This is a genomic window from Pseudarthrobacter sp. NamB4 (genome assembly GCF_005796185.1).
Taxonomy (GTDB): Bacteria; Actinomycetota; Actinomycetes; order Actinomycetales; family Micrococcaceae; genus Arthrobacter.
Genome location: NZ_VAHM01000015.1, coordinates 77,237 through 101,971 on the forward strand (window position 1 = coordinate 77,237; position 24,735 = coordinate 101,971).

The 24,735-nt window shown below is 65.5% G+C and carries 23 protein-coding genes, 1 pseudogene and 1 riboswitch; of the genes and pseudogenes, 11 read left to right on the top strand and 13 right to left on the bottom strand.

Features of this window, described 5'->3' with window-relative positions:
- Nucleotides 1-6: 6 nt before the first annotated feature.
- The 6 genes from fdhA to FDW81_RS14280 form a co-directional block, all read right to left on the bottom strand.
- The gene (gene fdhA, locus FDW81_RS14255; protein WP_138134854.1) at nt 7-1,224 is read right to left on the bottom strand and encodes a formaldehyde dehydrogenase, glutathione-independent; all 1,218 of its coding nucleotides are present in this window, start codon (nt 1,222-1,224) and stop codon (nt 7-9) included.
- Nucleotides 1,225-1,618: 394 nt separating this feature from the next.
- Nucleotides 1,619-4,480: an ATP-binding cassette domain-containing protein gene (locus tag FDW81_RS14260; protein ID WP_138134856.1), complete on the bottom strand. Its 2,862-nt coding sequence runs from the start codon at nt 4,478-4,480 to the stop codon at nt 1,619-1,621.
- Entirely contained in the window at nt 4,477-5,052 is a 576-nt protein-coding gene (locus FDW81_RS14265) for a hypothetical protein (protein ID WP_138134858.1), read from the bottom strand. The genes FDW81_RS14260 and FDW81_RS14265 overlap by 4 nt, the downstream gene beginning before the upstream one ends.
- Before the next feature lie 164 nt (nt 5,053-5,216).
- A complete protein-coding gene (locus tag FDW81_RS14270) occupies nt 5,217-5,846 on the bottom strand; it encodes a class F sortase (protein ID WP_240720296.1) in 630 nt (209 codons plus the stop codon).
- A 110-nt stretch (nt 5,847-5,956) separates the two neighbouring features.
- Complete coding sequence (locus tag FDW81_RS14275; protein ID WP_138134862.1) at nt 5,957-7,285, bottom strand: hypothetical protein; 1,329 nt, start codon at nt 7,283-7,285, stop codon at nt 5,957-5,959.
- 201 nt (nt 7,286-7,486) lie between these two features.
- On the bottom strand, nt 7,487-8,593 hold the full coding sequence (locus FDW81_RS14280) for a spore photoproduct lyase family protein (protein WP_205754620.1): 1,107 nt from the start codon (nt 8,591-8,593) through the stop codon (nt 7,487-7,489).
- Nucleotides 8,594-8,800: 207 nt separating this feature from the next.
- Between FDW81_RS14280 and FDW81_RS14285 the strand changes: the two genes are divergently transcribed.
- The 4 genes from FDW81_RS14285 to FDW81_RS14300 all read left to right on the top strand — a co-directional run bounded on the left by FDW81_RS14285 (nt 8,801) and on the right by FDW81_RS14300 (nt 12,124).
- Nucleotides 8,801-9,661 carry a phosphatidylinositol-specific phospholipase C/glycerophosphodiester phosphodiesterase family protein gene (locus tag FDW81_RS14285; protein ID WP_138134864.1) on the top strand — a complete coding sequence of 287 codons (861 nt, stop codon included), beginning with the start codon at nt 8,801-8,803 and terminating at the stop codon, nt 9,659-9,661.
- A 24-nt stretch (nt 9,662-9,685) separates the two neighbouring features.
- Complete coding sequence (locus FDW81_RS14290) at nt 9,686-10,723, top strand: metallophosphoesterase (protein WP_138134866.1); 1,038 nt, start codon at nt 9,686-9,688, stop codon at nt 10,721-10,723.
- A gap of 192 nt (nt 10,724-10,915) precedes the next feature.
- Nucleotides 10,916-11,425: an OsmC family protein gene (locus tag FDW81_RS14295; RefSeq protein ID WP_138134868.1), complete on the top strand. Its 510-nt coding sequence runs from the start codon at nt 10,916-10,918 to the stop codon at nt 11,423-11,425.
- Between the two features lie 225 nt (nt 11,426-11,650).
- The gene (locus FDW81_RS14300) at nt 11,651-12,124 is read left to right on the top strand and encodes an SRPBCC family protein (RefSeq protein ID WP_138134870.1); all 474 of its coding nucleotides are present in this window, start codon (nt 11,651-11,653) and stop codon (nt 12,122-12,124) included.
- Between the two features lie 98 nt (nt 12,125-12,222).
- Here FDW81_RS14300 and FDW81_RS14305 read toward each other — a convergent pair whose 3' ends face one another.
- Together FDW81_RS14305 and FDW81_RS14310 are read right to left on the bottom strand one after the other, a co-directional pair.
- A complete protein-coding gene (locus FDW81_RS14305) occupies nt 12,223-12,696 on the bottom strand; it encodes a GNAT family N-acetyltransferase (RefSeq protein WP_138134872.1) in 474 nt (157 codons plus the stop codon).
- A gap of 133 nt (nt 12,697-12,829) precedes the next feature.
- On the bottom strand, nt 12,830-13,084 hold the full coding sequence (locus FDW81_RS14310) for a hypothetical protein (RefSeq protein WP_205754621.1): 255 nt from the start codon (nt 13,082-13,084) through the stop codon (nt 12,830-12,832).
- A 257-nt stretch (nt 13,085-13,341) separates the two neighbouring features.
- Here FDW81_RS14310 and FDW81_RS14315 point away from each other — a divergent pair, with 257 nt between their 5' ends.
- Nucleotides 13,342-14,073 (top strand): GPP34 family phosphoprotein, encoded by a 732-nt coding sequence (locus FDW81_RS14315; protein WP_138134873.1) that lies wholly within the window; start codon nt 13,342-13,344, stop codon nt 14,071-14,073.
- A 22-nt stretch (nt 14,074-14,095) separates the two neighbouring features.
- Here FDW81_RS14315 and surE read toward each other — a convergent pair whose 3' ends face one another.
- From surE to FDW81_RS14335, 4 genes and pseudogenes are all read right to left on the bottom strand, one after another.
- Nucleotides 14,096-14,881: a 5'/3'-nucleotidase SurE gene (surE, locus tag FDW81_RS14320; protein WP_138134874.1), complete on the bottom strand. Its 786-nt coding sequence runs from the start codon at nt 14,879-14,881 to the stop codon at nt 14,096-14,098.
- Nucleotides 14,878-15,864 (bottom strand): 1-phosphofructokinase family hexose kinase, encoded by a 987-nt coding sequence (locus FDW81_RS14325; protein WP_138134875.1) that lies wholly within the window; start codon nt 15,862-15,864, stop codon nt 14,878-14,880. The genes surE and FDW81_RS14325 overlap by 4 nt, the downstream gene beginning before the upstream one ends.
- Nucleotides 15,865-15,881: 17 nt before the next feature.
- A pseudogene (locus tag FDW81_RS14330) lies at nt 15,882-16,037 on the bottom strand (MBL fold metallo-hydrolase); the annotation flags it as partial.
- A 164-nt stretch (nt 16,038-16,201) separates the two neighbouring features.
- On the bottom strand, nt 16,202-16,486 hold the full coding sequence (locus FDW81_RS14335) for a DUF427 domain-containing protein (RefSeq protein WP_138134877.1): 285 nt from the start codon (nt 16,484-16,486) through the stop codon (nt 16,202-16,204).
- A gap of 122 nt (nt 16,487-16,608) precedes the next feature.
- Between FDW81_RS14335 and FDW81_RS14340 the strand changes: the two genes are divergently transcribed.
- Entirely contained in the window at nt 16,609-16,800 is a 192-nt protein-coding gene (locus tag FDW81_RS14340; protein ID WP_138134879.1) for a hypothetical protein, read from the top strand.
- Between the two features lie 9 nt (nt 16,801-16,809).
- Here the strand turns inward: FDW81_RS14340 and FDW81_RS14345 are convergent, their stop codons facing one another.
- Entirely contained in the window at nt 16,810-17,925 is a 1,116-nt protein-coding gene (locus FDW81_RS14345; protein WP_240720298.1) for a fumarylacetoacetate hydrolase family protein, read from the bottom strand.
- A gap of 326 nt (nt 17,926-18,251) precedes the next feature.
- Nucleotides 18,252-18,349, top strand: a riboswitch (glycine riboswitch).
- A 160-nt stretch (nt 18,350-18,509) separates the two neighbouring features.
- Here FDW81_RS14345 and gcvP point away from each other — a divergent pair.
- From gcvP to FDW81_RS14370, 5 genes are all read left to right on the top strand, one after another.
- A complete protein-coding gene (gene gcvP, locus FDW81_RS14350) occupies nt 18,510-21,362 on the top strand; it encodes an aminomethyl-transferring glycine dehydrogenase (protein ID WP_138134883.1) in 2,853 nt (950 codons plus the stop codon).
- 9 nt (nt 21,363-21,371) lie between these two features.
- Entirely contained in the window at nt 21,372-22,493 is a 1,122-nt protein-coding gene (gene gcvT / locus FDW81_RS14355; RefSeq protein ID WP_138134885.1) for a glycine cleavage system aminomethyltransferase GcvT, read from the top strand.
- Between the two features lie 103 nt (nt 22,494-22,596).
- Nucleotides 22,597-22,980 carry a glycine cleavage system protein GcvH gene (gene gcvH, locus FDW81_RS14360; RefSeq protein ID WP_120692540.1) on the top strand — a complete coding sequence of 128 codons (384 nt, stop codon included), beginning with the start codon at nt 22,597-22,599 and terminating at the stop codon, nt 22,978-22,980.
- Nucleotides 22,977-24,296 (top strand): serine hydroxymethyltransferase, encoded by a 1,320-nt coding sequence (gene glyA, locus FDW81_RS14365; RefSeq protein ID WP_138134887.1) that lies wholly within the window; start codon nt 22,977-22,979, stop codon nt 24,294-24,296. Before gcvH ends, glyA begins: the two co-directional genes overlap by 4 nt.
- A gap of 91 nt (nt 24,297-24,387) precedes the next feature.
- On the top strand, nt 24,388-24,735 hold a 348-nt coding region (locus tag FDW81_RS14370; protein ID WP_305004154.1), incomplete at its 3' end, for a serine dehydratase beta chain.

Here is a 24,735-nt window from a genome sequence, read left to right on the forward strand (position 1 = left end):
GGGGTTCTAGGCCTTGACGTATCCGTTCGGGTTCAGCACGAATTTCGTTGCCGAGCCGGCGTCGAATTCGGCGTAGCCGCGCGGCGCATCCTCAAGCGGGATCGCTGTGGCGTTTACTGCCTTCGCGATCTGGACCTTGTCGTGCAGGATGGCCATCATCAGCTGGCGGTTGTACGACATGACAGGGCACTGGCCGGTGGTGAAGGACAGGGACTTTGCCCATCCGGTGCCCAAGGACAGCGACAGGGAGCCGTGCTTTGCGGCGTCGTCGATTCCACCGGGGTCGCCCGTGACATACAGGCCGGGAATGCCCAGGGCCCCGCCCGCGGCGGTGATGTCCATAAGGGAGTTCAGCACGGTGGCCGGGGCTTCGTGTGAGGCGTCCTTGCCGTGCCCCCGGGCTTCGAACCCTACGGCGTCGACACCGCAATCCACTTCAGGGACGCCCAGGATTTGCTCGATCTGCTCCTTCGGATCGCCGTTGGAGACGTTCACCGTTTCGCAGCCGAAGGAGCGGGCCTGAGCCAGTCGGTCTTCGTTCATGTCACCGACAATCACGACGGCGGCACCAAGCAGCTGCGCGCCCACGGCGGCTGCGAGGCCCACCGGGCCGGCACCGGCAATGTAAACGGTGGATCCGACGCCCACTCCGGCAGTGACGGCGCCGTGGAAGCCGGTGGGAAAGATATCGGAAAGCATGGTCAGGTCCATGATCTTTTCCAGGGCCTGGTCGCGGTCCGGGAACTTGAGCAGGTTCCAGTCAGCGTAGGGGACCAGCACGTATTCCGCCTGGCCGCCCACCCAGCCGCCCATGTCCACATAGCCGTAGGCGCTGCCCGGGCGGTCCGGGTTGACGTTCAGGCAGATGCCGGTCTTGCGCTCCTTGCAGTTCCGGCAACGGCCGCAGGAGATGTTGAAAGGTACCGAGACGATGTCTCCCACCTTGATGAACTCCACGTCCGGCCCGACCTCCACCACTTCGCCGGTGATTTCGTGGCCAAGGACCAGGTCCTTGGGAGCCGTGGTCCGGCCCCGCACCATGTGCTGGTCCGAGCCGCAGATGTTGGTGGTCACTGTACGCAGGATCGCGCCGTGGGGTACTTTTCTGCCCACATTGGCCGGATTAACGCCGGGCCCATCCTTGAGTTCCAACGTCGGGTAGTCGGTGTCGATGATTTCGACGACACCGGGTTCTTTGTAGGCGACGGCTTTGTTTCCTGACATGGACACTCCTTTTGGTAGGGGTACTGAGTGCCAGGCCTTCCCTCCAGATGGCCTTGCACTGGTCCGGCAAAGTTGCAGGCGCTGCCCCATGCCCGAAAGCGGTGCTTCGATGAGGATACCTCCCCAGGTTTCAGGCCATCGAAGCACCATTCACGGGCACGGAACAGCTCTTCCTTCGCGAGGGCGAAGACCGTCAGTGGGATGCCCTGTCCAGTGGGACAGCATCCCGATGCTGCCTGCCCGGTTTGAATCGGACAAGGATGACTCTGATGGTTGAAGAGCTTGCAATGATGAGACTAGGATCACAATGGCGCCAAGAAAAGCGCAAGATTTTGCAGCTAATCATGCAGAATCGATGCATGATCACGGGTCCTGCCACTACTTTGCGGGGTCCTCAGGCCCTGAGTTGTAGCCCGTCCTTGGCCTGTGCGGGCTGGGCCTTCGCGGCTTGACCGCTGGCGCTTCCGCCAGCGCTTCCGCCTGAGCTGGAGACCGGCTTCACCCGCCTGAGTGCGGCGAGGATGGCCCGGCCCACTACAGCTATCCCGATGATGGTGGTGATCGCGCGCAGGGTGTCCCAGCCGGCGGTTGACGTCACCAGCGAGTAAAGCAGGAAGCTGCTGAGGTTGGTGGCCAGCGGCGCGCCAGGCTGGTAGGAGATGCCGGTGCCGGCGCCCACCGCGAAGGGCCAAAACCACAGATTGAGCAGCAGGCCGAACAGGTAGGACGCCACGGCGCCGTAGCCGCACAGCATCCACAGTTCTGCCTTCCCGCGCACCCGGCGGGGGAGCAGGCCGGCGCCGGCGCCCACCCAGGCGCAGGCGAAGATCTGGAACGGCGTCCACGGTCCCATCCCGCCCCACAAGGCACTGGAGACGGCGATAGTGGCCGCCCCGAGGAGCAGGCCGAAACGGGGACCGAACGCCCGGCCTGCCAGGATCAGCAGGATAAAGACCGCTTCCACACCCCCGACGCCGTTGCTCGCCACCCGCACCGCGGAACCTACGGCGGCCAGGACGCCGAGCAACGCCACCATGTGTGCGGAACGCACCGAGCCGTCCAGGGACACGGCGATGGCGACGGCGGCGATGGGTGCGATGGCCAGCGCCGCGTAGGGGAGTGCCGCGGCCGCGTCCTGGGGGAGGGCTGCGGCGAGCAGCGGCCAGCAGAAGGCGCTGAGGGCCAGGAGGTTTGCGGCTGCCAGGACTGCGAGCTCGACGCCGCGCGGCATCCGAAGGCGCTGGGGCTTCTTCTCGCTGTGAGCGTCAGTTGGTTCGTCGACGAACTTTGGGGCCGGGAACCGTGGCGCGATGGCAAGCTGTGCGGGGGCGGCATTAGCCGGGGCGGCTTCTGTCTCGTAAGAAGGTGCGACGCCGTCACGCATCGGGAGGATCCGTAGACCGAGGCCACGGGCAAAGTCATGGTCATGCGTGGCGATCAGGACCGCGGCGCCGGCGTCCGCCGCGGCTTTTAGAGCTGTGGCGACGGCTGTGCGTGCCGCCGGGTCGAGTCCGCGGGTGGGCTCGTCGATCAGGAGGACCTGGGGGTTGTCCATAGTCTGCAGCGCGATGGCGAGGATCCTGCGCTCACCGGCAGAGAGGTCGCGCGGATGCTCGTGGCCGATGGGGATCGTGACGTCACCCCGTAACCGGGCGAGATGGGCAGCTGCGAAGCCTGGCTCAGGCTGCGCGCCCCCCTTTCCGCGTCCCAGGCGCCGTTCCGCCGCACGCAACTCTCCCGCGACGGTGTCCCGGGTAAAGAGGTCGTCCGAGGCGTCCGGCACGAGGGCGACTTGGCCGCCGGTGACCGTGCCGCCGTCGTACGTTTTTGTGTCGCCCAAGGCAAGCGCTACAAGGAGGGAGGACTTCCCGGCCCCGTTCGGACCAACGAGGGCGACCACTTCGCCGCGGTGCAGGGTCAGGGATGCTTCGCGCACGAGGGGGTTGCCCTTGCGGTGCACCGCAAGCTTTGTCGCAGTCAGCACGGGCGGGAGGTCCGTTAGCTGTGCCGGCGTTGGACCGGTGTCGACTGGGTGCGAAGGCGACGGCGCAGCACCGGGCGCCAGGGCGCCGTCGTCAATGGTCCACCACGAGTCGGCAACAGGTACGAGCGCTTCCGCCCGGTGTTCCGCCACGATGACACAGACGCCGGCGTCACGCGCGAGGGCATCAAGTACCGCGATGACGCGAGCACGGGCTGTTGTGTCCAGGTCGGCCAGGGGCTCGTCGGCCAACAGCAGGGCCGGACGGTCCACCACGGCCGCGGCGATGGCGACGAGCGTGGCCTCACCCGCCGAGAGGGTGCTGACGTTCCGGTCCAGCAGCCCTGAAATGCCAATATGCTCCGCCACCTCCAGCACCCGCGCCTTGGCGGTAGCGGATGGCACACCCCGCAGCTCAAGGGCGAGGGCGATTTCCTCCCGGACCCGAGTGGTAGCGAAGGTGGCCCGGGGATTCTGGAGGACGACCCCGACGGCGCGGGCGGTGTCGCGCGGCGGCGCGGCAGCGCGGTCCATTCCGGCGACGCGGACCGTGCCGGAGAGTTCGCCACCATCCACGTGCGAGAGCAGGCCGGCGATGCCCCGCAGGACGGTGGACTTGCCGGAGCCTGTCGGCCCGGTGATGACTGTGATTGATCCCCTCGACGGCGTGAAGTCCGCAACGTCCACCTGCGCGTTGCCGATGCGGAAGTGCGCGTCCCGCACCAGTAGCGGACCGTCGTCGTCGTTCCTAAAGCGGTATGCCGCCCGGCTCCCGAAGCCGCGCAACTCCAAGGCCGCGGCAACCCGGGCCGCATGCTCAAGGGTGCGCTCGAGCACGGGCACCAGGGCGCGGGGCCCAAAGCGTTCACCCCGCAACCGGAACGCCAGGCGTACGGAGGCAACGGCGTCGGAAAGCGCCGGAAGCGCAGCCCACGCCACTACCAGCGCCCGGGCGAGGCCCTGTAGGGGGCCGCGGCGGGCCAGGTGCACGAATCCGCGGGCCACATCCACCAGCGCGTTGAGCAGGCCGAAACCGAGGATCATGCCGGCAATCGGCAGGGCGGACAGGACCGCCTCCCACAGGCCTTGTCCCGAGACAGGGCCAAGCAAGACCACATGGGCGTAAGGGGCAGGCAGCCGCAACGCCGGCAGATCGAGCAGGAGCGGCTCACCCATGCCCGCGCCGTTGAAAAGGACGCGGTAGACGACCCGCGCCGCGATGAACACGACGGCGAGGGCAGCGCCGGCGCGCAACGGCGCGGGTCGGAAGGTCATGCCGCGGGCGCGGCCGGTTCGCCGTCGACCGTGAAGAGCAGTTCCAGGCTCTGGCCCGGGCTCACCTGCAGGGTGGAGACGCCTTCCTGGGCGTATTCCCAGGCTCCGCCGTCCGACTTGATCCAAAGGGACCAGTAGGCGAAGGCGGCGGTCATGCCCTTGCATTCTTCGCGGTAGGTGCCACCCTTGTGCACGATGTCGAAGTCCGCGGCGGGCACACCGTTCACGCGGCACACAATCTCGGTGGGGTACTGCTCGGTGCCTTCGGTCTTCACGTCGGCTTCTTCGAGCACCTTGGAGGCGGGAGTCGGGCCGTCCACCGGCACGCACACGTTCTTGTCAGCTGCGGACTGCTTAAGCGCGCCCGTATCGACGATGAGCTTCACGCCGTCGCAGGGACCGGAGTCGGCGGCACTGGCTGAAGCGGTTGCGGTGGCTGAGGCCGTTGCCGTGGACGCGGGGTCGGAGGCGGCTGGCTGGGTGGCCGGAGCGGAACAGGCGGCAAGGGAAAACAGGAGACCTGCGGCGGCGAGGGAGCTCGCGGCGGCGGTGCGAATCTTAGTGAATGTCACCTGTCAAGGGTAGGGCGTTGTGTGCCCGAATCAGGAGGCCGTCGCGTTGTGTGACGTCAGGTCTCCGATAGATTCGGGCCCTGCTTCAGCACCTTGCCGTCAACCGGTCTCCGGCAGCTGCTGGCCCCGGCCCAGCAGCTTGTACCCACTCTGGGACTATCGCACTATCGCACTGCCGGCAGCGCCGTGACGATAACGTTCTTCCCCCAAAGATCCTCCGTGTAGCAACTAATCAGGACTAGCCGGTTGGGAACAATGTTCCAAATGTCCGAGTCCTTCAAGGAGTCCTTGTTGTGGGTAGTGACGGTATCCACAACATAGTCGATCGTCCCCTGGTCGGTGGTCAGCGTGACGGTGTTCCCCACTTCGACGTCGGAGCTGAGCCGGTTGAACGGGCTGTCGCGGTTCTCCCAACTATGCCCTGTGATGTACACGGTGTTATCGGATTCTGCTCCCGGCGTCCCATAGTTTGTAAGCCAGTATCCATCCAAGGTCTCGGGAGGCACGAGTGACTGCGTAGCCAGGTCCGACTCCGTGGGTGTCAGTGGGAGGACAGGAACCTTGATCTTCGCCGACTCGATGGAGAGCTGCCGTGGTGAAGACACCGGCGGCAGCGCCGCTGTCACCGTCCCAGCTGCGGAGCTTTGCGACGCCGGCGTGGAAGGAGCAGTTAAAGTCGGGGAGGCGCCGGGTCCGGAAAGCATGATTCCGAAGACAGTCAGGGCGAGGAACAGCACGGCGACGACGGCGCCGATTGCTACCCGCGGTGTGCCGCGGCCTTTCTCGGCTGGCACGTTGTGCTCTTGCTCGGTGTCATTCATCGATTAACGGCCTCTCCCGTGGTTGCCGCAGGTACGGGGGTGCTGTCCGGTGGAGCGGCACCCCCGTACCTGTCAGGGGCTTATTAGCTGGTGCGAATCCGACGGGTAGCCAGTGTTCCGGCTGCTGCAACCATGAATCCGATGCCGGCCAGGAATGCTCCGATACCGGCAGGGTCCGTGGTGGCAGCCGTTCCGGCGGTCTGAATATTCATTCCGCGGTTGGTTCCGTTGGCGCCTGCGGCCGTTGTTGCTGCACCCCCGGTCGAGGCCAGGGCCGCGGTTGCTGTACCGCCGGCTGCACCGTTAGCGCCGCCGGTTGCAGCACCGTCCGTGCTCCCGGCTCCGCCTGAAGCGCCGCCGTTACCGTCATTATCGAGGCCTCCACCAATAGCGCTGCCGCCGTCGCACGCTTCAATTGCTGTGGTGAAGAGTGCCTTCAGGTCGAGCACATCGATGTCGAGCGCATCGAGCTGAACCCGGAGACCGTTTACTGCGGCGACCGCCGCGCCAAGATCAGCCTGCGCATCGAGAATGGCCTGGGCCTTCAGAAGCTGCGTCTGCAGGTTTACCAGGGCCGTGAAGTCCAGGTTTTCGCCAGTGAGTACTTCGAGAGCAGTGTCCGCTTCCAGGATTGCCGCAATGTCGCCGGCGTTCAGTGCGGCAAGCACGGCCAGTGCGGCTTCCTGTTCCTCTACCGTGACCACACCATCCAGTTCGACCCCAATTGCGGCTACGTCAAACTGTCGCGTTTCAAAATCCTTGACCTCGATGCCGAGCGCCGCCAGCGTGGTGACGCTGGCGACGCTCAGTACATCGTCGCCATTGTTGATGTCGAGCAGCAAAGCATCCACCAGCCCCTGGCTGAGGCCCACGGGAAGCTCGGCCCCAACAGCTGCATTTACAGCTGCTTCCAACTCGGCTGCCTCTAGAAGCGGGGCGAGAAGGAATAGCTCCGGCTTTACACCGGCGGCTGCCAGTGCTTCCAGGGTTGCCTGGTCCAGGGGACCATCATCTGCGGCATCGATCAACGCCCGTGCCTGGCCCACCGCGCTGTCTGCCTTCGCGTTTGCGTTGATGAGCGCCTGGATGGCGGGCAGCTGCGGTACCTTGAGCCGGGTGTCCTCAAGCTCGGTCGCAATCTGTGCCTCAATGTCAGCACGGGTCGGCGTGCCGTTCACACGGAGCAGTTCCAGTGTTTCCTGTGCGTCTACCAGATTCTGCAGCGCGACGGCGAGCTCAACCTTAAGGCCGGCGTTAAGTTCAACATTGTTCAACGCGGCCGTGAATGCACCCTGCGCGGACAGGCAGTCCGTAGAAGAATTATCCGCTGACGCGGGCGCGGCGCTCAAAAAAACACCGCCAGCGATGAGTGTGGCGGCGGATCCTGCTGCGAGCAGTTTACGTGTTCTCATGGTTCTCCCTATGAATGTATTGAAAGTTGGCCCCAGCCCAACAGTGACATCCCATTAAGGGAGTGCAGCTCTAGAGGCTTTCTCATAGTTGCAGCACCTGAGCAAGTCATAAGTAAGGACACTTACTAGTTATTGAATCGTAATAAAGCCCTGACGAGCCGTTTACGATGGTCTACGACACGGACCTCATGCGGTTAGAGCTCAGGTCCAGTAAAGAAGCCGGGCAGCCGGGAAACGCCGCTCCATCTCTTCCGTGGACCACTGGCGCATCTCCGCCATGGTCTGTTTTGGGTACACGTACTTCACGCCGCCGTATTTCGAACGCTTCTGGCTCCGCGAATCCTCGTCCATTTCGAGCTTAGTCCGCGGATACCAGCCCAGCAGCACCTCCTTGCTCGCGGGGGTAAAGCGGTGTGTGATGATCTCGGCGGTGAGATCGAGGTCATCGATGCCGGCCACTGCCTCGGAAACGTCATCGAGCAACGCGCCGTACTGCTCCCGCCAGCCAGGAACAGGCATGACAGGTGCGATGGTCAGGCCGACTCGATAGCCTGCGCCCGCCACCGAACGGAGGGCGGCAAGGCGGGCGGGCATCCGCGCGGTCCCGCCTTCAAAGCGGCTGGCGATTTCCGCTGCATTGACTGAAAACCGGATCCGGGTTCTGCGCCGATGGTCGAGGGCCACCAACTTGGCGACGTCGTCGAACTTGGTGGTGAACCGCAACTGCACGTCGCTCCCGAACTCACCAGCCCCCACTCGGGATATGGCGGCGGCAAGCGAGCCGGTGACGCTCTCGATTCCGAGGGGGTCCGTGTAGCAGGAGAGTTCGAACGTCGTGCCCTCATCACCACGATCGACGGTCCCGCTGGTGACGGACCCTCTGCCGGCGTGGGTGCGGATGCCGTCCAGCACGTCCTCAATATTGGCGTACACGCGGGTCACAGGCGGACCCTGCAGGGAGCCGGCCAGATAGCAGTATTGGCAGTGAGCGGGGCAGCCCTTGGCCAGGTCGATCCTCCAGTCAGCGCTCGGCGGAATCGGCTGCGGCTTCAGGGCGCTGGGCGGGGCCACGACTACCGCCAAAGTGTTCTTTGCGGAGGCATACGTTTCGCGGTCACTGGCACCGCGCAGACCTGTCAGCGCGTTTCCGGGCATGAACCGGATGTCGTCCACTCCTGCCCGCTCGCAGCGTCTGATGATCTCCGCGGTATGGGGCAAATCCGCCGCAGCATGCGTAATCATCACGTGTTTGGGGACCCACAAGCGGGCGGGGGAAAGTGTGGTCAGGTCCATGTCCTGAAGAGTCATCATCACCCTGTATAACAATGCGAATCATGCGGATGTTCCGCAATCGCGGTGATCGGAGCTGTCCTTCCGTCCTTTGGCGATGCCTGCTATTCACCAGCCCGACACCAGCCCGATTGTTTCCATTTGTGGGCGGAAGAGAGGCTTCTGGGGCAGCCCAGCAGCATCCCCTGCGCTGTGAACAATACCCGCTGTTACCAGGAGTACTTCTTGTTCGTGAAACGCACCCTCGCAACCGTCGCCGTCCTGGCTTCCCTGACCGGAACCGCAGCGGCACCTGGCCAGGCCGAGGCACTTAGGCCCGCTCCCGTCGTCGTCGGCCGGCCGCTGGCCCAGGCACACGCTCACAACGACTATGAGCATGAGCGCCCCCTGTTTGATGCGCTGGAACACGGCTTCACCAGCGTCGAAGCTGATGTGTGGCTGGTGGACGGCGAACTGCTGGTGGCCCATGACCTGGAGGACGTGAAGCCGGGCATCACGCTCGAGAGCCTTTACCTGGACCCGCTGCAGGACCTGGTCCGCAGCCAGCCGGGCCACAACGTCTACCCGCACTGGGACGGCAGCCTGCAGCTCCTGATCGACATCAAGAGCGGTGGCGAGGCCACCTACGCCGCCATCGAGCAGGAACTGGCCGAGCACCGCGACATCATGAGCCGCTACACCAACGGCACTACCAAGGCCGGTCCGGTCACGGCCGTCATCAGCGGCAACCGCCCGCTGGCCACCATGCAGGCCCAGGACAAGGCCTTCAGCTTCTACGACGGCCGCTCCGCCGACCTCACCTCCAGCAAGCCGGCAGCGCTGATGCCGCTGGTCAGTGACAACTGGAACAGGCTCTTCAGCTGGCAGGGTGTCGGCCCCATTCCCGAGGCCGAGCGCGCGAAGCTGCACGCCTACGTGGCCGAGGCACACGCCAGCGGCTACCGCGTCCGCTTCTGGGCCGCCCCGGACCAGCCCGGCGCAGCCCGCGACGCCCTCTGGACCGAACTCGCCGACGCCGGCGTGGACCACATCAACACGGACGACCTCGCCGGCCTGCAACAGTTCCTCACCGCCCGCAACGCCTAAACCACCAGAAACAGGACCTTCCCCATGCCTTCAAAGACTATGAAAACGACGACGACGGCGGCCGCCGTCCTGGCGCTCGGCCTCCTTGCGGCCCAGCCCGCCTCAGCCGCTGACAACACCAGCGACGCCTTCACCTTCGGCGTCATCGGCGACATCCCCTACGGCGACGCCGAGATTGCGAAGTTTCCCTCCCGCATCCAGGACATCAACGCGGACAGTGCCCTGAAGTTCGTCACCCATGTGGGCGACATTAAGAACGGCTCCTCGGTCTGCTCCGACGAGTACTTCGCCAACATCCGCGCCGACTTCGACACCTTCACCCACCCGCTGGTCTTCACCCCCGGCGACAACGAGTGGGTTGACTGCCACCGGCCCAACAACGGCGCCTACAACCCGCTGGAGCGGCTGGACAAGCTGCGGGAGGTCTTCTTCAACGAACCCGGCAAGACCCTCGGCGCCACCATGCCGGTCAAGACCCAGGAGGAACTCGGTCTCCCCGAGAACGTCCGCTTCACCCAGAACCGGGTGGCCTTCTCCGTGCTGAACATCCAGGGCAGCAACAACTCCCTCCAGCCGTGGACCGGTCTGGGCGAAACCACTGCCACGCCGGAGCAGGTGGCCGAGGTTGAGTACCGGACGGACGCTGTCCTGGCTCAGATCCGTGACACCTTCGCCGATGCTGAACGCCGCAACGACCGTGCCGTGGTCCTGATGACCCAGGCCGACATGTTCGATCCGTACCTGCTGGATGCGGCCTCCGCCAACCCGGAGGTTGTCTCAGGCTTCCGCGAGATCATCCAGGGCATCGTCGAAGAAACCAACAGCTTCGACGCCCCGGTCTACCTGATCAACGGCGACAGCCACGTCTTCGCCGAGAATCAGCCGCTCGCCGAGGGCTCACCCTGGCTGGACATCTACGGCCAGCCAGCCGCGGACGACCTGCAGCGCATCACCGTGGACGGCTCCGCCAACGCCACCAACTACGTGCGGTTCACGGTGGCCGCCAACAGCGCCGGCGGCGCGGACGTCCTGAGCTGGGAGAAGGTCCCCTTCAGCTCCTAGGCACCAAACGGAAGCGGACGACGGCGGGAGGTTTGCGCCGTCGTCCCTTCCGTTTTCCTTCTTCCAGACACCGCGCCGCGCTCCTCTTGCCTGCCCGTTTCCGCAGGTCCAGCATTAGAGCACCTCGGCGCCGCTCGCAGTGCGGCGGAGGCAAGGCAAGTGCAAAGGACTGCAGAACATGGAGGCAAGCACATGGGCAAGGCACAGATAGCTGAAGCAATCACGTCCGCCAGGACCTACCTGGCCGCCCACCCCGACGAGGCCCGCTACCGCGACTCCACAGCTACCGCCGTGGTGGAGGACGGGCTCCGGATTCGTGTAACGGGCCCTGACGGTTCATCCGTCGTCACCGACATGGTGACCGGAGTGGGCGGAAGCGGATCAGCCCCCTCGCCGGGCTGGCTATTCCGCGCTGCGTACTCCTCCTGCGTCGCCACTCTCATCACGATGCGTGCCGCGGAGCAGGGGATCGAGCTGACGGGCCTGGAAGTTGAGGTAGACAGCGAATCCGATGACCGTGGCATTCTCGGCATCGCCGAGGAGGTCCCCGCCGGCCCGGCCAGCATGCGGGTCACGGTCCGGGTGGGACCCGGCGTAAAGGGCGCAGCGCGGGACATTGTCGAGTGGGGGCTGCGGCATTGCCCCGTGGACGATGCAATCCGCCGCGCCATCCCAGTGAAACTGGAAATCCGGACATCCTAAGCAAAGACAGCGCCCTTTCGGCCGCTTCTTAGAGCCGAAGCTCCATAAGGCTGGACGGGTCCGGGAAAGTCACCAACTACTGGCGGTGACGGCGTTCGCCGTACCTCCGAAGGTCTGGACACGCTTAGCCGCCGGACTTATCGTGCAGATGTGGCGGCTGCCTGACTGGCAGGATGCCGTGCTGCCGGTCTGCCGTTGCGGCCGCCCGTCATGAGGAGGAAGCAGATGGAACACGTTGAAGAGACCGTGGATGTGGCTGTCCCGGTGCGGACCGCGTACAACCAGTGGACCCAGTTCGAATCCTTTCCGCAGTTTATGTCCGGTGTCGAATCCGTAACCCAGCTGACCGATACCACCAACCACTGGGTCACCAAGGTGGGCGGCGTTAAGCGAGAGTTCGACACCGAAATAGTTGACCAGGAGCCTGACGACCGGATCGCCTGGCGCAGCACCGACGGCAAGTCCCATGCCGGCATCATCAGGTTCACGCCGCTGGATGCCAATCACACGAAGGTCAAAGTCCACTTCGAATGGGCGCCGGAAACAGCCACTGAAAAGGCAGGCGCGGCCCTGAAGATCGACGAGATGCAGGTCAAGGCCGACATGCGTAAGTTTAAGGACTTCATCGAATCGCGCGGCACCGAAACCGGCGGCTGGCGAGGCGAAGTCAAGGACACCGGCCCCACCGGGCAGTTCTAGCAGTCCCAGCGGGATCAGCTGGAAAGCCAGCCCCACAAACAGAAAGCGGACGACGGCGGGACCTCCCGCCGTCGTCCGCTTTACTTCCAGCAGGCCACCTACAGGCGCAGCTCCATAAAAACGCTGTTCGGATCCAGGGAGTAGTCGGCAAACGGCGGGCACTCGGTGAAGCCGTGCCGCAGGTACAGGCGGCGCGCGGGAGCGAAGTAGTCCTCGGTGCCGGTTTCAAGGTAGACACGCTCAAGGTTCCGGGCGCGGGCGTCGTCGAGGATATGGCTGAGCATCAGGGTGGCCACACCCCGTCCCCGTGCACTTGCCGTGGTGCGCATGGACTTGATCTCCCCGTGCGTGGGGGACGCGGATGCGGAATCCAGGAGCTTGAGTGCGCCGCAGCCCAGCAGATCGCCGTGCTCGCGGGCCGTCCAGAAGGTGATAAATGGCTCGGACAGCGCGGAGTGGTCCAGCGCGTGGACGCTTTCGGCAGGGGACGTGGCGAACATGTCCGCCAGATGTTCGCTGAGGAGCTGGTGGACATCGCCGCCCGAGGGGTCGTCCCGGTCAATGGAAATCACCGAACCAAATCTACCGTCCGCGGGCGCTGACCTGCTCTCCGGACGGAAGTGGCCACCTAGTCCGTTTCCGGGCCGTCGCAGAAGTGGCAGTCATCCTCGCAGCCGTCCTGGTTCCAGTCAGGACCGTACGTGTTCACTGGGCTCCTCCTGCCGCTGATGCAGACTGCAGTTGCGCCGCTTCCATCCTGCCTGCGGCAAGCGCCCAGGACGTGGAGCCCCCTTGGCGGGACGGCATGATGCTCCCTTCCGTCACAAAATGCGCGTCTGCTTCCTCGCCGGAAGGCGCCCACCAGCCCGTGACTGGGCAATGCTCGCCGGTCTTCGCCTCGCGGCTTTCCGGGGAGTGTGGGCTGCTGAGGAACGGGTGGCGGAGGATACGCTTCTTCATCGTTGCTTCTTCGGTCCGAATCTATGGGCGGGTGCGGCAGGCCGGCAAATGTGCCTGTGTCCCAGTATGGATCTGTACAGGCATAAGAAAAAGCAAAGTTTTCTGCACAATACACATCAGCAAAACTGACGGATTGGCATGTCTTTCGGCCTTGTCGCCGGGCGGGCAGGAAAGGGGCACAGCGACGGTGAGGGCCTCGTCTTCGGCCATTTAAAGAGCCCATTGTGGTAGCTCGAGGACGCGCGCACGATAGTGCTATGAACGCGGAATTACCCAAGGCTGAAGAGCTGAACCTTCCCCAGGCCTTCCTCCTTTTGGCAACGAACGACAGTGACGGCAAACCCGAAATACCCGTGTTCGCGCTCAGGACCACCCTGGCAGGGGCGATACTGGCCGAGCTGGAGCGGATCGGCGCGATCGAGCTCCGGGGAAAACACGTTAGAGATACCGGCACCAGCCCCGAAACCGACTTCCAGCGCGAATTGGACCTCATCCGGCACAAATCACGGCCGCACACGCCGCGGCGGTGGGTCTCCATGCTGGAGGGTCGTTCCGAGGTGCAGCGGGTCTACGAGTCGATGGCATCGCTGGGCATTGTGGAGCAGGTCGGGGAAAAGCACCTGGGGCTGTTCCGGACAATGCGGTACCCGGAGAAGGACCATGTCCCGGAAGCCGCCCTCTTGCAGAAGCTCGAGGCGGCGCTGACTGATACTCGGATTGCTCCCCGGGTGCCTGAATCCACTGACGCGGGGCCGGGCTCCCCTGAGGAGGGTGCGGCTGCCACCGCGAAGCCTGCCGCCAAAGGCCCCGATGCCAGGACGCTGGCCCTGATCGCCCTGCTTGAGGCGGCAGGACTGCTCCCGAAGCTTTTCCCGACGGCGGACAGGGTGTGGGCGGATGAACTGGCTAAGGACTACTGGCCGGCCCGTGCCGTTGAGGACGAACTGCGTATGATCCGGCTGGCGGAGGAGGAAAAAGCCACACTGTGACGCGCCGCGCCTGATAGCTGCCCTAAGCCTGTGAGGCCGCCTGCGGCAGGGCGTCAAGGGACGGCAGCGCCGTTCCCGTAACCGGCTGGAGGGCAGTAACCGTGGCGTAGCCCGCCGCCAGCAAGGCCGCGTCACTGCGCGGATCGGGCGTTTCCGTGGTGTCCGCGATAGCTAGGCGCACGTGCTGCTGCCCCCGTTCGGCGAGGGTGGTCTGGACGATGCCGAACCTGGTCAGCGTGGCGGTGCGGAACTCCGGCAGGTCCGGCCCGGCACTGTTGGGGACGTTAAGGTTCAGGACGCTTCCCGCCTCCTGCTCCATCAGGAACGGCAGCAGGCCGGTGGCCAGCCGCGCGGCTGTGTCCCAGTGGATCTTCTTTGGATGCATGCCCGTGTCCAGTGACACCGCCATGCCGCGTCCGTCGTTGATGCCGGCGGTGAGCGCCGCTCCAACGGTTCCTGAGTGCAGGATGGCCCGTCCAACGTTCGCCCCGCGGTTGACGCCGGACAGGACGATGTCCGGCGGGGGGCCGAACGCGCCGTGGGTGGCAATCATGGAGATGAAGGCCGGTGCGCCGTGGACGGCGTACGCTTCAACGCCGTCCAGGTCCTCCAGCTGGCGCTCTTCTATCGTGATCTTCCCGTCTTCTTCCACTGCAGTGATCGAGGAGCTGCTGCCGCTGGCCTCGGAGGCGGGGGCGGCCACCACCACGCTCAGACCCACGCGCACTGCCGCGGCAGCCAACGCATGCAGGCCGGGGGAGCCGATGCCGTCGTCGTTGGTAATCAGGACACGCGTGGATTTGTTCATGATTTCCTGACCTTTCGTGCCAGCTCATCGGGGCTCAGCTGTTCTGCCGGTTCGTCTTCACTCGTGTCATCCAGCGGAACGATCTTCACGAGCTTGGCCACTTCACGGATCGCCGACGCCTCGCCGGAACCCAGGCCGTGGCGCGTGACGTTGTGCGCGCCGGCCGCCGTGCCCAGGACAACGGCATCGTGCAGGCTTCCGTGGTCAGCCAGCACGGCGGCCACGCCGGCGGTGAGCGAATCGCCGGCGCCGCTGGTTTCCACCGCTTCAAACTGCGGGACGTGGATTTCGCTGATCTCGCCGTCGCTGAGGAACAGGGAGGGCAGCTTGGCGCGGGTGATGATGACCGATTCCGCGCCCTCCGCCGCGAGGGCGTGCATCGCTTCAATCAACTGGTCTGTTTCCGAAGCGCTGGCACGGCCAGTGTCCACAACCTCGGAGTCGGACATCTTCACCACTGACGGCTTCCCGGCCAGGATTCCCTTCAGCCTCTCGCCCGCGAGGTCGGCGACGACGGTGCATCCGGCGGTGCGCAGGTCGGCAGTGAGCCGCCGGTACATGTCCGGCGGCACCGAATCCTCCCGGCCGGTGCCGCTGAGAATCACGGTTTCCGCCTTCATTCCCGCCTGCAGCGTCAGCCCGTAAAGTTCGTCCAGCTCGTGGCGGGTTAGTTGGTGGCCGGGCGATTCCGCCACCACATCGCGCTCGCCGCTGCGCCGGTCATGCACGTAGGCCCCGCTGTTCCCTTCGCCGGAAACAGGCAGCACCGTTACTCCTTCGTCGTCAATCAGGTGCTTCAGGATGCGTCCCGTTTCTCCGGAGAAGACCCCGCACATGGTCACCTCAGCGCCCAGGGCCTTCAGCATGCGGGCCTGCCAGACCCCTTGGCCCCCGGCGTGGATGTGGATGTCGGGGGTGCCGTCCACTTCCTCCACCGTGACGGTCAGGACAGGGGACGGAGCGAAAATTACTACGGACCCCATGGTTCACCCGCCTGCGGGTCTGCAACGTGGTTGATCCGCACGCCGACGTCCGCCACCGCCTTGTCCACCCGGTCCGTGTCCCGCTGGGGATCGATGACGACGCCCACCTCGCCGTCATGCACCAGGTAGGTGCGGTCGCCGAGCTGGGGCGTTTCGATGGTGACGACTTCCATGCCGGATTCCTCCTCGAATGGCATTGGCCTGCTCTTCACGCTACCGTCCGGGATCTGCGGCCGGTACCCCTGCCGTACCACCCGCCAGCGGAAGCGGACGACGGCGGGTGGTCTCGCCGTCGTCCGCTTGCTTTATGTAGTTATCGCCTTGGGCAAGGACTCTGTTAGTCCTCGATGGTCACTCCGCGCCAAAACGCGATCCGGTCCTCGATCTGCTTCGCGCGCGGTTTCGGATTGGGGTAGAACCAGGCGCCGTCCACGTTCAGCTTCCCGTCCACTTCCAGCGTGTGATAGCTGGCCCTGCCCTTCCACGGGCAGACCGAATACAGGTCGCTGTCCCGCAGGTAGCCGGCGTTGACGGCGTCGCGCGGGAAGTAATGGTTGCCCTCCACCACCACGGTGTCCGTGGATTCGGCGATTACTATTCCGTTCCAGATGGCCCTTACCATGTTGATCCCTTTCGTTGGGGTGCTGCCGCACTCTGAGTGCGCCGCGGGTCGTAGGGATGCCAACGGGATAGGGGGCGCACTTGTTCCCGGCAGGCGCTTCCGGCCGGGCTGGACTCGGCTGCATGGGGGACAACAACGCGCTTGAAGGACATCCCACACCGAAGCGGACCCGGCTCCCGGGCGCGCTCCTGCCGGTAGCGGGGCTTGTCATAGCCCTGGTGGGGATGCTGATCCCCTGGATCAACCGGAACACCTACATCAGCTGGTTCTCCTACGCGCCGTTGAGCAGCCTGCCCATCGCCGATACGCAATAAGCGCGGCGCTTAGGCCTTGGCAGGCGCGGATCCGGCCAGCTGGCGCTGCCGGTGCAGGTAGTCGAACAGCTGGCGCAGCCCGAACGACCATTCCGGCAGTTCCTCGGTGCGGCCCACCTGGTTGATGAGCGAGCCAAGGTGCCGGCTGCTGATGGTCACAACGTCTCCCGCATGGTGGGTGAAGCCCTGACCCGGCTCGTCCCGGTCCTGCGTCGGTGCGAAAAGCGTGCCGGTGTAGAGCGCGAAACCGTCCGGGTACTGGTGGTGCCGCCCGCGGGTTGCCGCCACCAGTTCCTCAAAGGGCCTGCTGATCCTGGCCACGGAGTTGCGGCCCTCCAGCACGTAGCCGTCTTCACCCTCCACCCGCAGCAGGATCTCCTCGTCGCGGAGGGTGTTTAGGCTGAAGTCTCCGTCAAACAGCCGGATGAAGGGGCCCAGCGCGCTGGATGCATTGTTGTCCTTCGCCTTGCCCAGCAGCAGGGCGCTCCGGCCTTCAACGTCGCGCAGGTTGACATCGTTGCCCAGCATGGCGCCCACCACCGAGCCCTCGGACGTCGCCACCAGCACCAGCTCCGGTTCCGGGTTGTTCCAGTGCGAGAACGAGGGAATTCCCACCTGCGCACCGAGCCCCACCGAGGACAGCACGGGCGCCTTGGTGAACACTTCAGGGTCCGGGCCGATGCCCACCTCAAGGTACTGCGACCACAGCCCTTCCTGGATCAGCACCTTCTTCGCCTCGGCTGCTTCGGGGGAGCCCGGGCGGATGGCGGCGATACTGCCGCCCAGCGCCTTCGCCACCAGTTCCCGGGTCTGCTGCGCCCGGCTCACGTCGCCGCCGCAGCGCTCCTCGATCACCCGCTCGATCATGCTGTCCACGAAGGTCACGCCGCAGGCCTTGATGACCTGCAAGTCCACTGGTGCCAGCAGATGGGGCCGGGTGCTGTCGCGTTGCAGGGAGGCTTCGATGACTTCCGACGCCGTCCACCGCTTAGCCGTCATCGCGGCACGGACATCGGCCACCAGGGCGGGACGTTCCAGGAGTTCCGAGACCGTTCCGGCGAGAGGCTGGAGGTCAAAGATGTCATCGCCCTGGACCGCGACCACGCGCGGGCCGGACGTCTCCATGTCCCAGATCCGGCCGACCAGGAGCGCGGAATCGGCATCCTCGGGGAGGACGGACAGGGGGCTGGTGTTCGCCTCGGTGCGGTCGGTACCTGGCGGTTGGCTTGGGGGCACGCTTGCTACCTCTTTCCATGGGTGGCCGGAGTCGCTTTGGGAATCATAAGCCAGCCTGCGGACGGGGCAGTCCATAACGTTTTGCTGCAGGCGAGGCGTACGACGGCGGTGCCTTCCCGTCGTCGTACGTCCGCCTCAAGTGGCGTGCAATTTTGCATCCCGCACCGTAACCGGGTATGGTGTGAGCCGTGTCACCGACCAGTGGCACGTGCTTATGATCTGCGGCGGGAGAGTCCTGCCGGTACGTTCTGCAGGCGCCGTAGGAGCAAATCCTCCCCAGGAATCTCTCAGGCCCACGTACCGCCGCGGCAAGGCAACTCTGGAAAGCAGTCCGGGCAACCGGACTCACCGACGGTGCAAGTGGCGCGCTGCTGAACAGCAGGGCACTACAAAACTCTCAGGTCCAATACAGAGCGGGGAGGAACCCGAATCAAAGTGGCAGCATATGCCACCTGAATTATGGAGTTCCTCTCATGACGGTTCATTCGTCCCCCACCACCTTCGCAGACCGCCATATCGGCGCGCGCCGCCAGTCCGACATCGACACCATGCTCAAGGCCGTTGGCTACGACAGCCTTGATGGCCTTGTGGACAGCGCGGTCCCGGATTCCATCCGCCAGGACAAGCCGCTCACCCTCCAGAGCGCCCTCAGCGAAGTCCAGGTCCTCGGTGAGCTCCGCAAGCTTGCCGGCAAGAACAAGACCGCCGTTCAGATGATCGGGCAGGGTTACTTCGACACCGTGACCCCGCCGGTGATCCGCCGCAACATCCTCGAAGCCCCCGCCTGGTACACCGCCTACACCCCGTACCAGCCCGAGATTTCCCAGGGCCGGCTCGAAGCGCTGCTGAACTTCCAGACCATGGTCCAGGACCTCACCGCGCTCCCGGTGGCCAACGCGTCCCTGCTGGACGAAGCCACCGCCGTCGCCGAAGCCGTCCTGCTGATGCGCCGCGCGAACAAGTCCAGGACCGCGAAGGACGGCAAGACCGTCCTGGACGCCGACCTCCTGCCGCAGACCATTGCCATTGTGCTGGGCCGGGCCGAAGCCCTCGGCTTCGAGGTGGAGATCGCCGACCTCACGGGCGGCCTGCCCGAGGGCGACATCAACGGCGTGGTCCTGCAGCAGCCCGGCGTCTCCGGCCGCGTGTGGGACCAGTCCGCCGTCATCGCCGAGGCCAGGGAGCGTGGGGCGCTGGTCACCGTCGCCGCCGACCTCCTGGCCCTCACCCTCATCACCCCGCCAGGCGAGCAGGGAGCGGACATCGCCGTCGGCTCCACCCAGCGCTTCGGCGTCCCGCTGTTCTTCGGCGGCCCGCACGCCGCCTACATGGCCGTCCGCGAGGGCATGGAACGCACCCTTCCCGGGCGCATCGTGGGCGTGTCCAAGGACGACGCCGGTGTGCCCGCCTACCGACTGGCCCTCCAAACCCGCGAGCAGCACATCCGCCGCGAGAAGGCCACGTCAAACATCTGCACCGCGCAGGCCCTGCTCGCCATCGTCTCCTCCTTCTACGCCGTCTACCACGGCCCGGACGGCCTGAAGGCGATCGCCGAAACCGTCCACAACAACGCCCGCGCCCTGGCGACCACGCTTCAGGTGGCCGGACGCGAGCTGGTTTCCGACACCTTCTTCGACACCCTCACCGTCCGCGTGCCCGGCAAAGCCGCCAAGGTGATCACCGCCGCCGAAGCCCGCGGCATCAACCTGCGCCTCATCGACGCGGACACAGTTGGCGTGTCCGTCGATGAAACCACGACGCCGGAGGTCCTCTCCGCGGTGGCCGTCGCCTTTGGCGCCGGTCCCGTGGTTGCGGGTTCCGGATTCGAACTGCCGGAGCAGGTGCTGCGGACCTCCAGCTACCTGCAGCACCCGGTGTTCAACACCCACCGCTCGGAGACCCAGCTGCTGCGCTACATCCGCAAGCTCAGCGACCGCGACCTGGCGCTGGACCGCACCATGATCCCGCTGGGTTCCTGCACCATGAAGCTGAACGCCACCGCCGAAATGGAGGCCATCTCATGGCCGGAGTTCGCGTCCATTCACCCGTTCGCCCCGGATTCCCAGACGGCCGGGTGGCGTGAACTGATTGCGGGGCTGGAAGCAGACCTCGCCGAGATCACCGGCTACGACCAGGTATCCATCCAGCCCAATGCCGGGTCCCAAGGTGAACTCGCGGGCCTGCTGGCCATCCGCGGTTACCACCACTCCCGCGGCGAACAGCAGCGCAACGTCTGCCTGATCCCCGCCTCGGCCCACGGCACCAACGCTGCGTCTGCTGTCCTGGCCGGCATGAAGGTTGTTGTGGTGGCCACCGCGCCGGACGGCACCATCGACCACGCGGACCTGTACGCCAAGATCGAGGCCCACAAGGACGTGCTCTCGGCGATCATGATCACCTACCCCTCTACCCACGGTGTGTACGATTCCGACGTGCGTGAGGTCTGCGACGCGATCCACGCTGCCGGCGGGCAGGTGTACGTTGACGGCGCGAACCTCAACGCGTTGGTGGGACTCGCCCAGCCGGGCAAGTTCGGCGGCGACGTCTCGCACCTGAACCTGCACAAGACGTTCTGCATCCCGCACGGCGGCGGCGGACCCGGCGTCGGACCCGTTGCTGCCAAGGCGCACCTGGCACCGTTCATGCCGGGAGACGCGAACAAGGCCGCACACGAAGCCGGCCACGGAGTCGCAATTTCCGCTTCCCGCTTCGGCTCCGCCGGTGTCCTGCCGATTTCGTGGGCCTATGTGAAGCTGATGGGCGGGCAGGGCCTGACCGAGGCAACCAAGTCCGCTTTGCTGGCCGCGAACTACGTTGCCGCCCGACTGGACGAGCACTTCCCGGTCCTCTACACCGGCGAAACCGGCCTCGTGGCGCACGAGTGCATCCTGGACCTCCGCGAACTCACCGCGAAGACCGGCATCACCGCCGAGGACGTGGCCAAGCGTCTGATCGACTTCGGCTTCCACGCCCCCACGCTGTCCTTCCCGGTGGCCGACACCCTGATGGTGGAGCCCACCGAGTCCGAGGACCTGGCCGAGATCGACCGCTTCATCGAAGCCATGATCACCATCCGCAAGGAGATCGACCAGGTGGCCAACGGAGACTTCAGTGTGGAGGAGTCCCCGCTGCGCAAGGCACCCCACACGGCCGCCGCCGTCGTCTCTTCCACCTGGGACCGGACGTACCCGCGCGAGCAGGCGGCTTTCCCGGTGGCCTCGCTCCGGCAGGACAAGTACTTCCCGCCGGTGGGCCGCATCGACGGTGCCGCAGGGGACCGCAACCTGGTCTGCTCCTGCCCGCCGCTTTCTGAATTTGAGAACTAAGGACTTCCGATGACTGAGAACTACACCGCGCTCTACGAGCAGCACAAGATTGCCGGCGCCTCCTTCACCGACTTCGGCGGTTGGCAGATGCCCCTTAAGTACAGCTCGGAGCTGGCCGAACACCGCGCCGTTCGCAACGCCGCGGGTCTGTTCGACCTCTCACACATGGGCGAAATCTGGGTCACCGGCCCGGACGCCGCACCGTTCCTGGATTACGCGCTGGTGGGCAAGCTGTCCGCCGCGGCGGTGGGCAAGGCAAAATATTCGCTGATCTGCCAGGAAGACGGCGGCATCATCGACGACCTCATCACGTACCGCCGGGGCGAAGAGAAGTACCTCGTGGTCCCTAACGCGGGCAACGCCGCGGTAGTCGCCGCAGCACTTGCCGAGCGGGCCGCCAACTTCAACGTCAAGGTGCAGGACGTCTCCGCTGAAACCTCCCTCATCGCGGTCCAGGGTCCGAACGCCGAAGCCATCCTGCTGACGCTGGTCCCGGCCGAACAGCACTCATTAGTGACCGAACTGAAGTACTACGCCGCCGTTGAGGTGGAGATCAACGGCCAGGACCTGCTGCTGGCCCGCACCGGCTACACCGGCGAGGATGGCTTCGAGATCTACATCCCGAACGAGGACGCTGCCGGACTGTGGGACGCCCTGCTGGAAGTTGGCGCCGGGCACGGGCTCATCCCCGCTGGCCTTGCCTGCCGCGACTCGCTCCGTCTCGAGGCCGGCATGCCGCTCTACGGCAATGAGCTGTCGCGTGAGGGCAACCCGTACGCCGCAGGCCTGGGCCCTGTGGTTTCGCTGGCCAAGGAATCCGACTTCGTGGGCAAGGCGGTCCTGGCCGAGCTCAAAGCACTGGGAGCCGGCTCCACCTCCGGCCGCAAACTCGTGGGCCTCAAGGGCCTGGGCCGCCGCGCCGGCCGGAGCCACTACCCCGTCCTCAAGGATGGCACGGTCGTGGGCGAGGTGACCTCCGGCCAGCCAAGCCCCACCCTCGGCTACCCGATTGCCCTGGCCTATGTCGACGTCGAACACTCCGAACCCGGCACCGCCCTGGACGTCGACCTCCGCGGCAAGCCGGAGCCCTTCGAAGTAGTAGCCCTCCCGTTCTACAAGCGCCAAAAGTAACGCTCCATCACTTGATGTCGGGTGTATCCAAACCCTCCGTCACTTGATGTCGGGTTTGGCCAAACCCTCTCTCACTTTTCAAAACCAACCTAAGGAAATACACATGGCAAAAGTTGTTGCTGAACTTAAATACTCCGCCGAGCACGAATGGGTTGCTGCTGACGGATCCGGCCCCGCCAACATCGGCATCTCTGCTGTGGCCGCCGAAGCACTGGGCGACATCGTGTACGTGGACCTGCCTGAGGTGGGCTCCACGGTGACCGCGGGGGAGACCTGCGGCGAAGTGGAATCCACCAAATCCGTCTCCGACCTCTACGCCCCCGTCACCGGCGAAGTAGTGGAAATCAACGACGAAGTAGTCTCGGACCCCGCCCTGATCAACAACGATCCCTATGGCGCCGGCTGGCTCTTCAAGGTCTCCGTCACCGAAGAAGGCCCCCTGATGTCCGCTGAAGAGTACGCCTCGGCCAACGGCGGCGAACTGTGAACCCGGCAGCAGTGACAGAATTCGCCCAGGTGGTATCGCCGTCCCTGGACGCGGACCTGTCCGCGCTGGACCCCGAGATTGCCGCGAAGATCGACGACGAACTCACCCGCCAGCGCGACGGCCTGGAGATGATCGCCTCCGAGAACCACACCGCCGTCGCCGTGATGCAGGCGCAGGGTTCGGTGCTGACCAACAAGTACGCCGAGGGCTACCCGGGCAAGCGCTACTACGGCGGCTGCGAGCACGTGGACGTCGTCGAACAGCTCGCCATCGACCGGATCAAGGCGCTCTTCGGCGCCGGGTTCGCGAACGTGCAGCCGCACTCCGGCGCGCAGGCCAATGCCTCGGTGATGCACGCGCTGATCAAGCCGGGCGACACCATCATGGGCCTGAACCTGGCCCACGGCGGCCACCTCACCCATGGCATGAAGATCAACTTCTCCGGCAAGCTCTACAACGTGGTCCCGTACGGCGTCCGGGAGGACACCCACACCGTGGACATGGCCGAGGTGGAGCGCCTGGCGCAGGAAACCAAGCCCGCGCTGATCGTGGCCGGCTGGTCCGCCTACGCCCGCCAGCTGGACTTCGCCGAGTTCCGCCGCATCGCTGACTCCGTGGGCGCCTACCTGATGGTGGACATGGCACACTTCGCCGGCCTGGTGGCCGCCGGGCTGCACCCGTCGCCGGTGCCGCATGCGCACGTGACCACGTCCACCACGCACAAGACCCTCGCCGGTCCCCGCGGCGGCATCATTTTGACGAACGACGCCGACATCGCCAAGAAGATCAACTCGGCTGTGTTCCCGGGCCAGCAGGGCGGCCCGCTGGAGCACGTCATCGCCGGCAAGGCCGTGGCGTTCAAGATCGCCGCGTCCGTCGAGTTCAAGGAGCGGCAGGAGCGCGTCCTCGCCGGCGCCCGGATCCTGGCCGAACGCCTGGCCCAGCCGGACGTCACCGCCAAGGGCATCAGTGTGGTCTCCGGCGGCACCGATGTGCACCTGGTCCTCGTTGACCTGCGCAACTGCGAGCTCGACGGGCAGCAGGCCGAGGACCGGCTCGCGGCGATCGACATCACCGTCAACCGCAACGCTGTGCCGTTCGACCCGCGTCCTCCGATGGTCACTTCCGGCCTCCGGATCGGCACGCCCGCCCTGGCGACGCGCGGGTTCGGCGAGGCTGCCTTCCGCGAGGTTGCGGACATCATTGCCGAGGCTTTAACGGCCGACGCCGACACGGACCTTTCGGGGCTCCGTCACCGCGTCGAAGCCCTGGCAACAGCCCACCCCCTTTACCCGGGCGTCGCAAACCTCGCCTGAGTGGCTTGTCCCGGCTCCGCCGGCCCCTCGTGCGCATGTCGCCTTGGCGACGCTCTACCCACCCATTACACGTCTCGTTAGGAATCCCACCATGGCTGTTGGAGTCTTTGATCTGTTTTCGATCGGGATTGGGCCCTCTTCTTCGCATACTGTGGGGCCGATGCGGGCTGCTGCCGTTTTTGCGGAGGAGCTCAAAGGCTCCGGGAAGCTGGAGCAGGTGGCGTCGCTGCGGGTGGACTTGTATGGGTCCCTTGCCGCGACCGGGCACGGGCACGGCACCATGACCGCGGTCCTGCTGGGTTTGGAGGGGTTCCATCCGGAGCTGATTTTGCCGGCGGAGGTGGAGGAGCGGTTGGCCTCGATAGCGGGGACCGGGATCCTGCAGCTGGCCGGTTCCGTGCCGCTGCCGTACGGGGTGAAGGACATGGTGCTGCGGCCG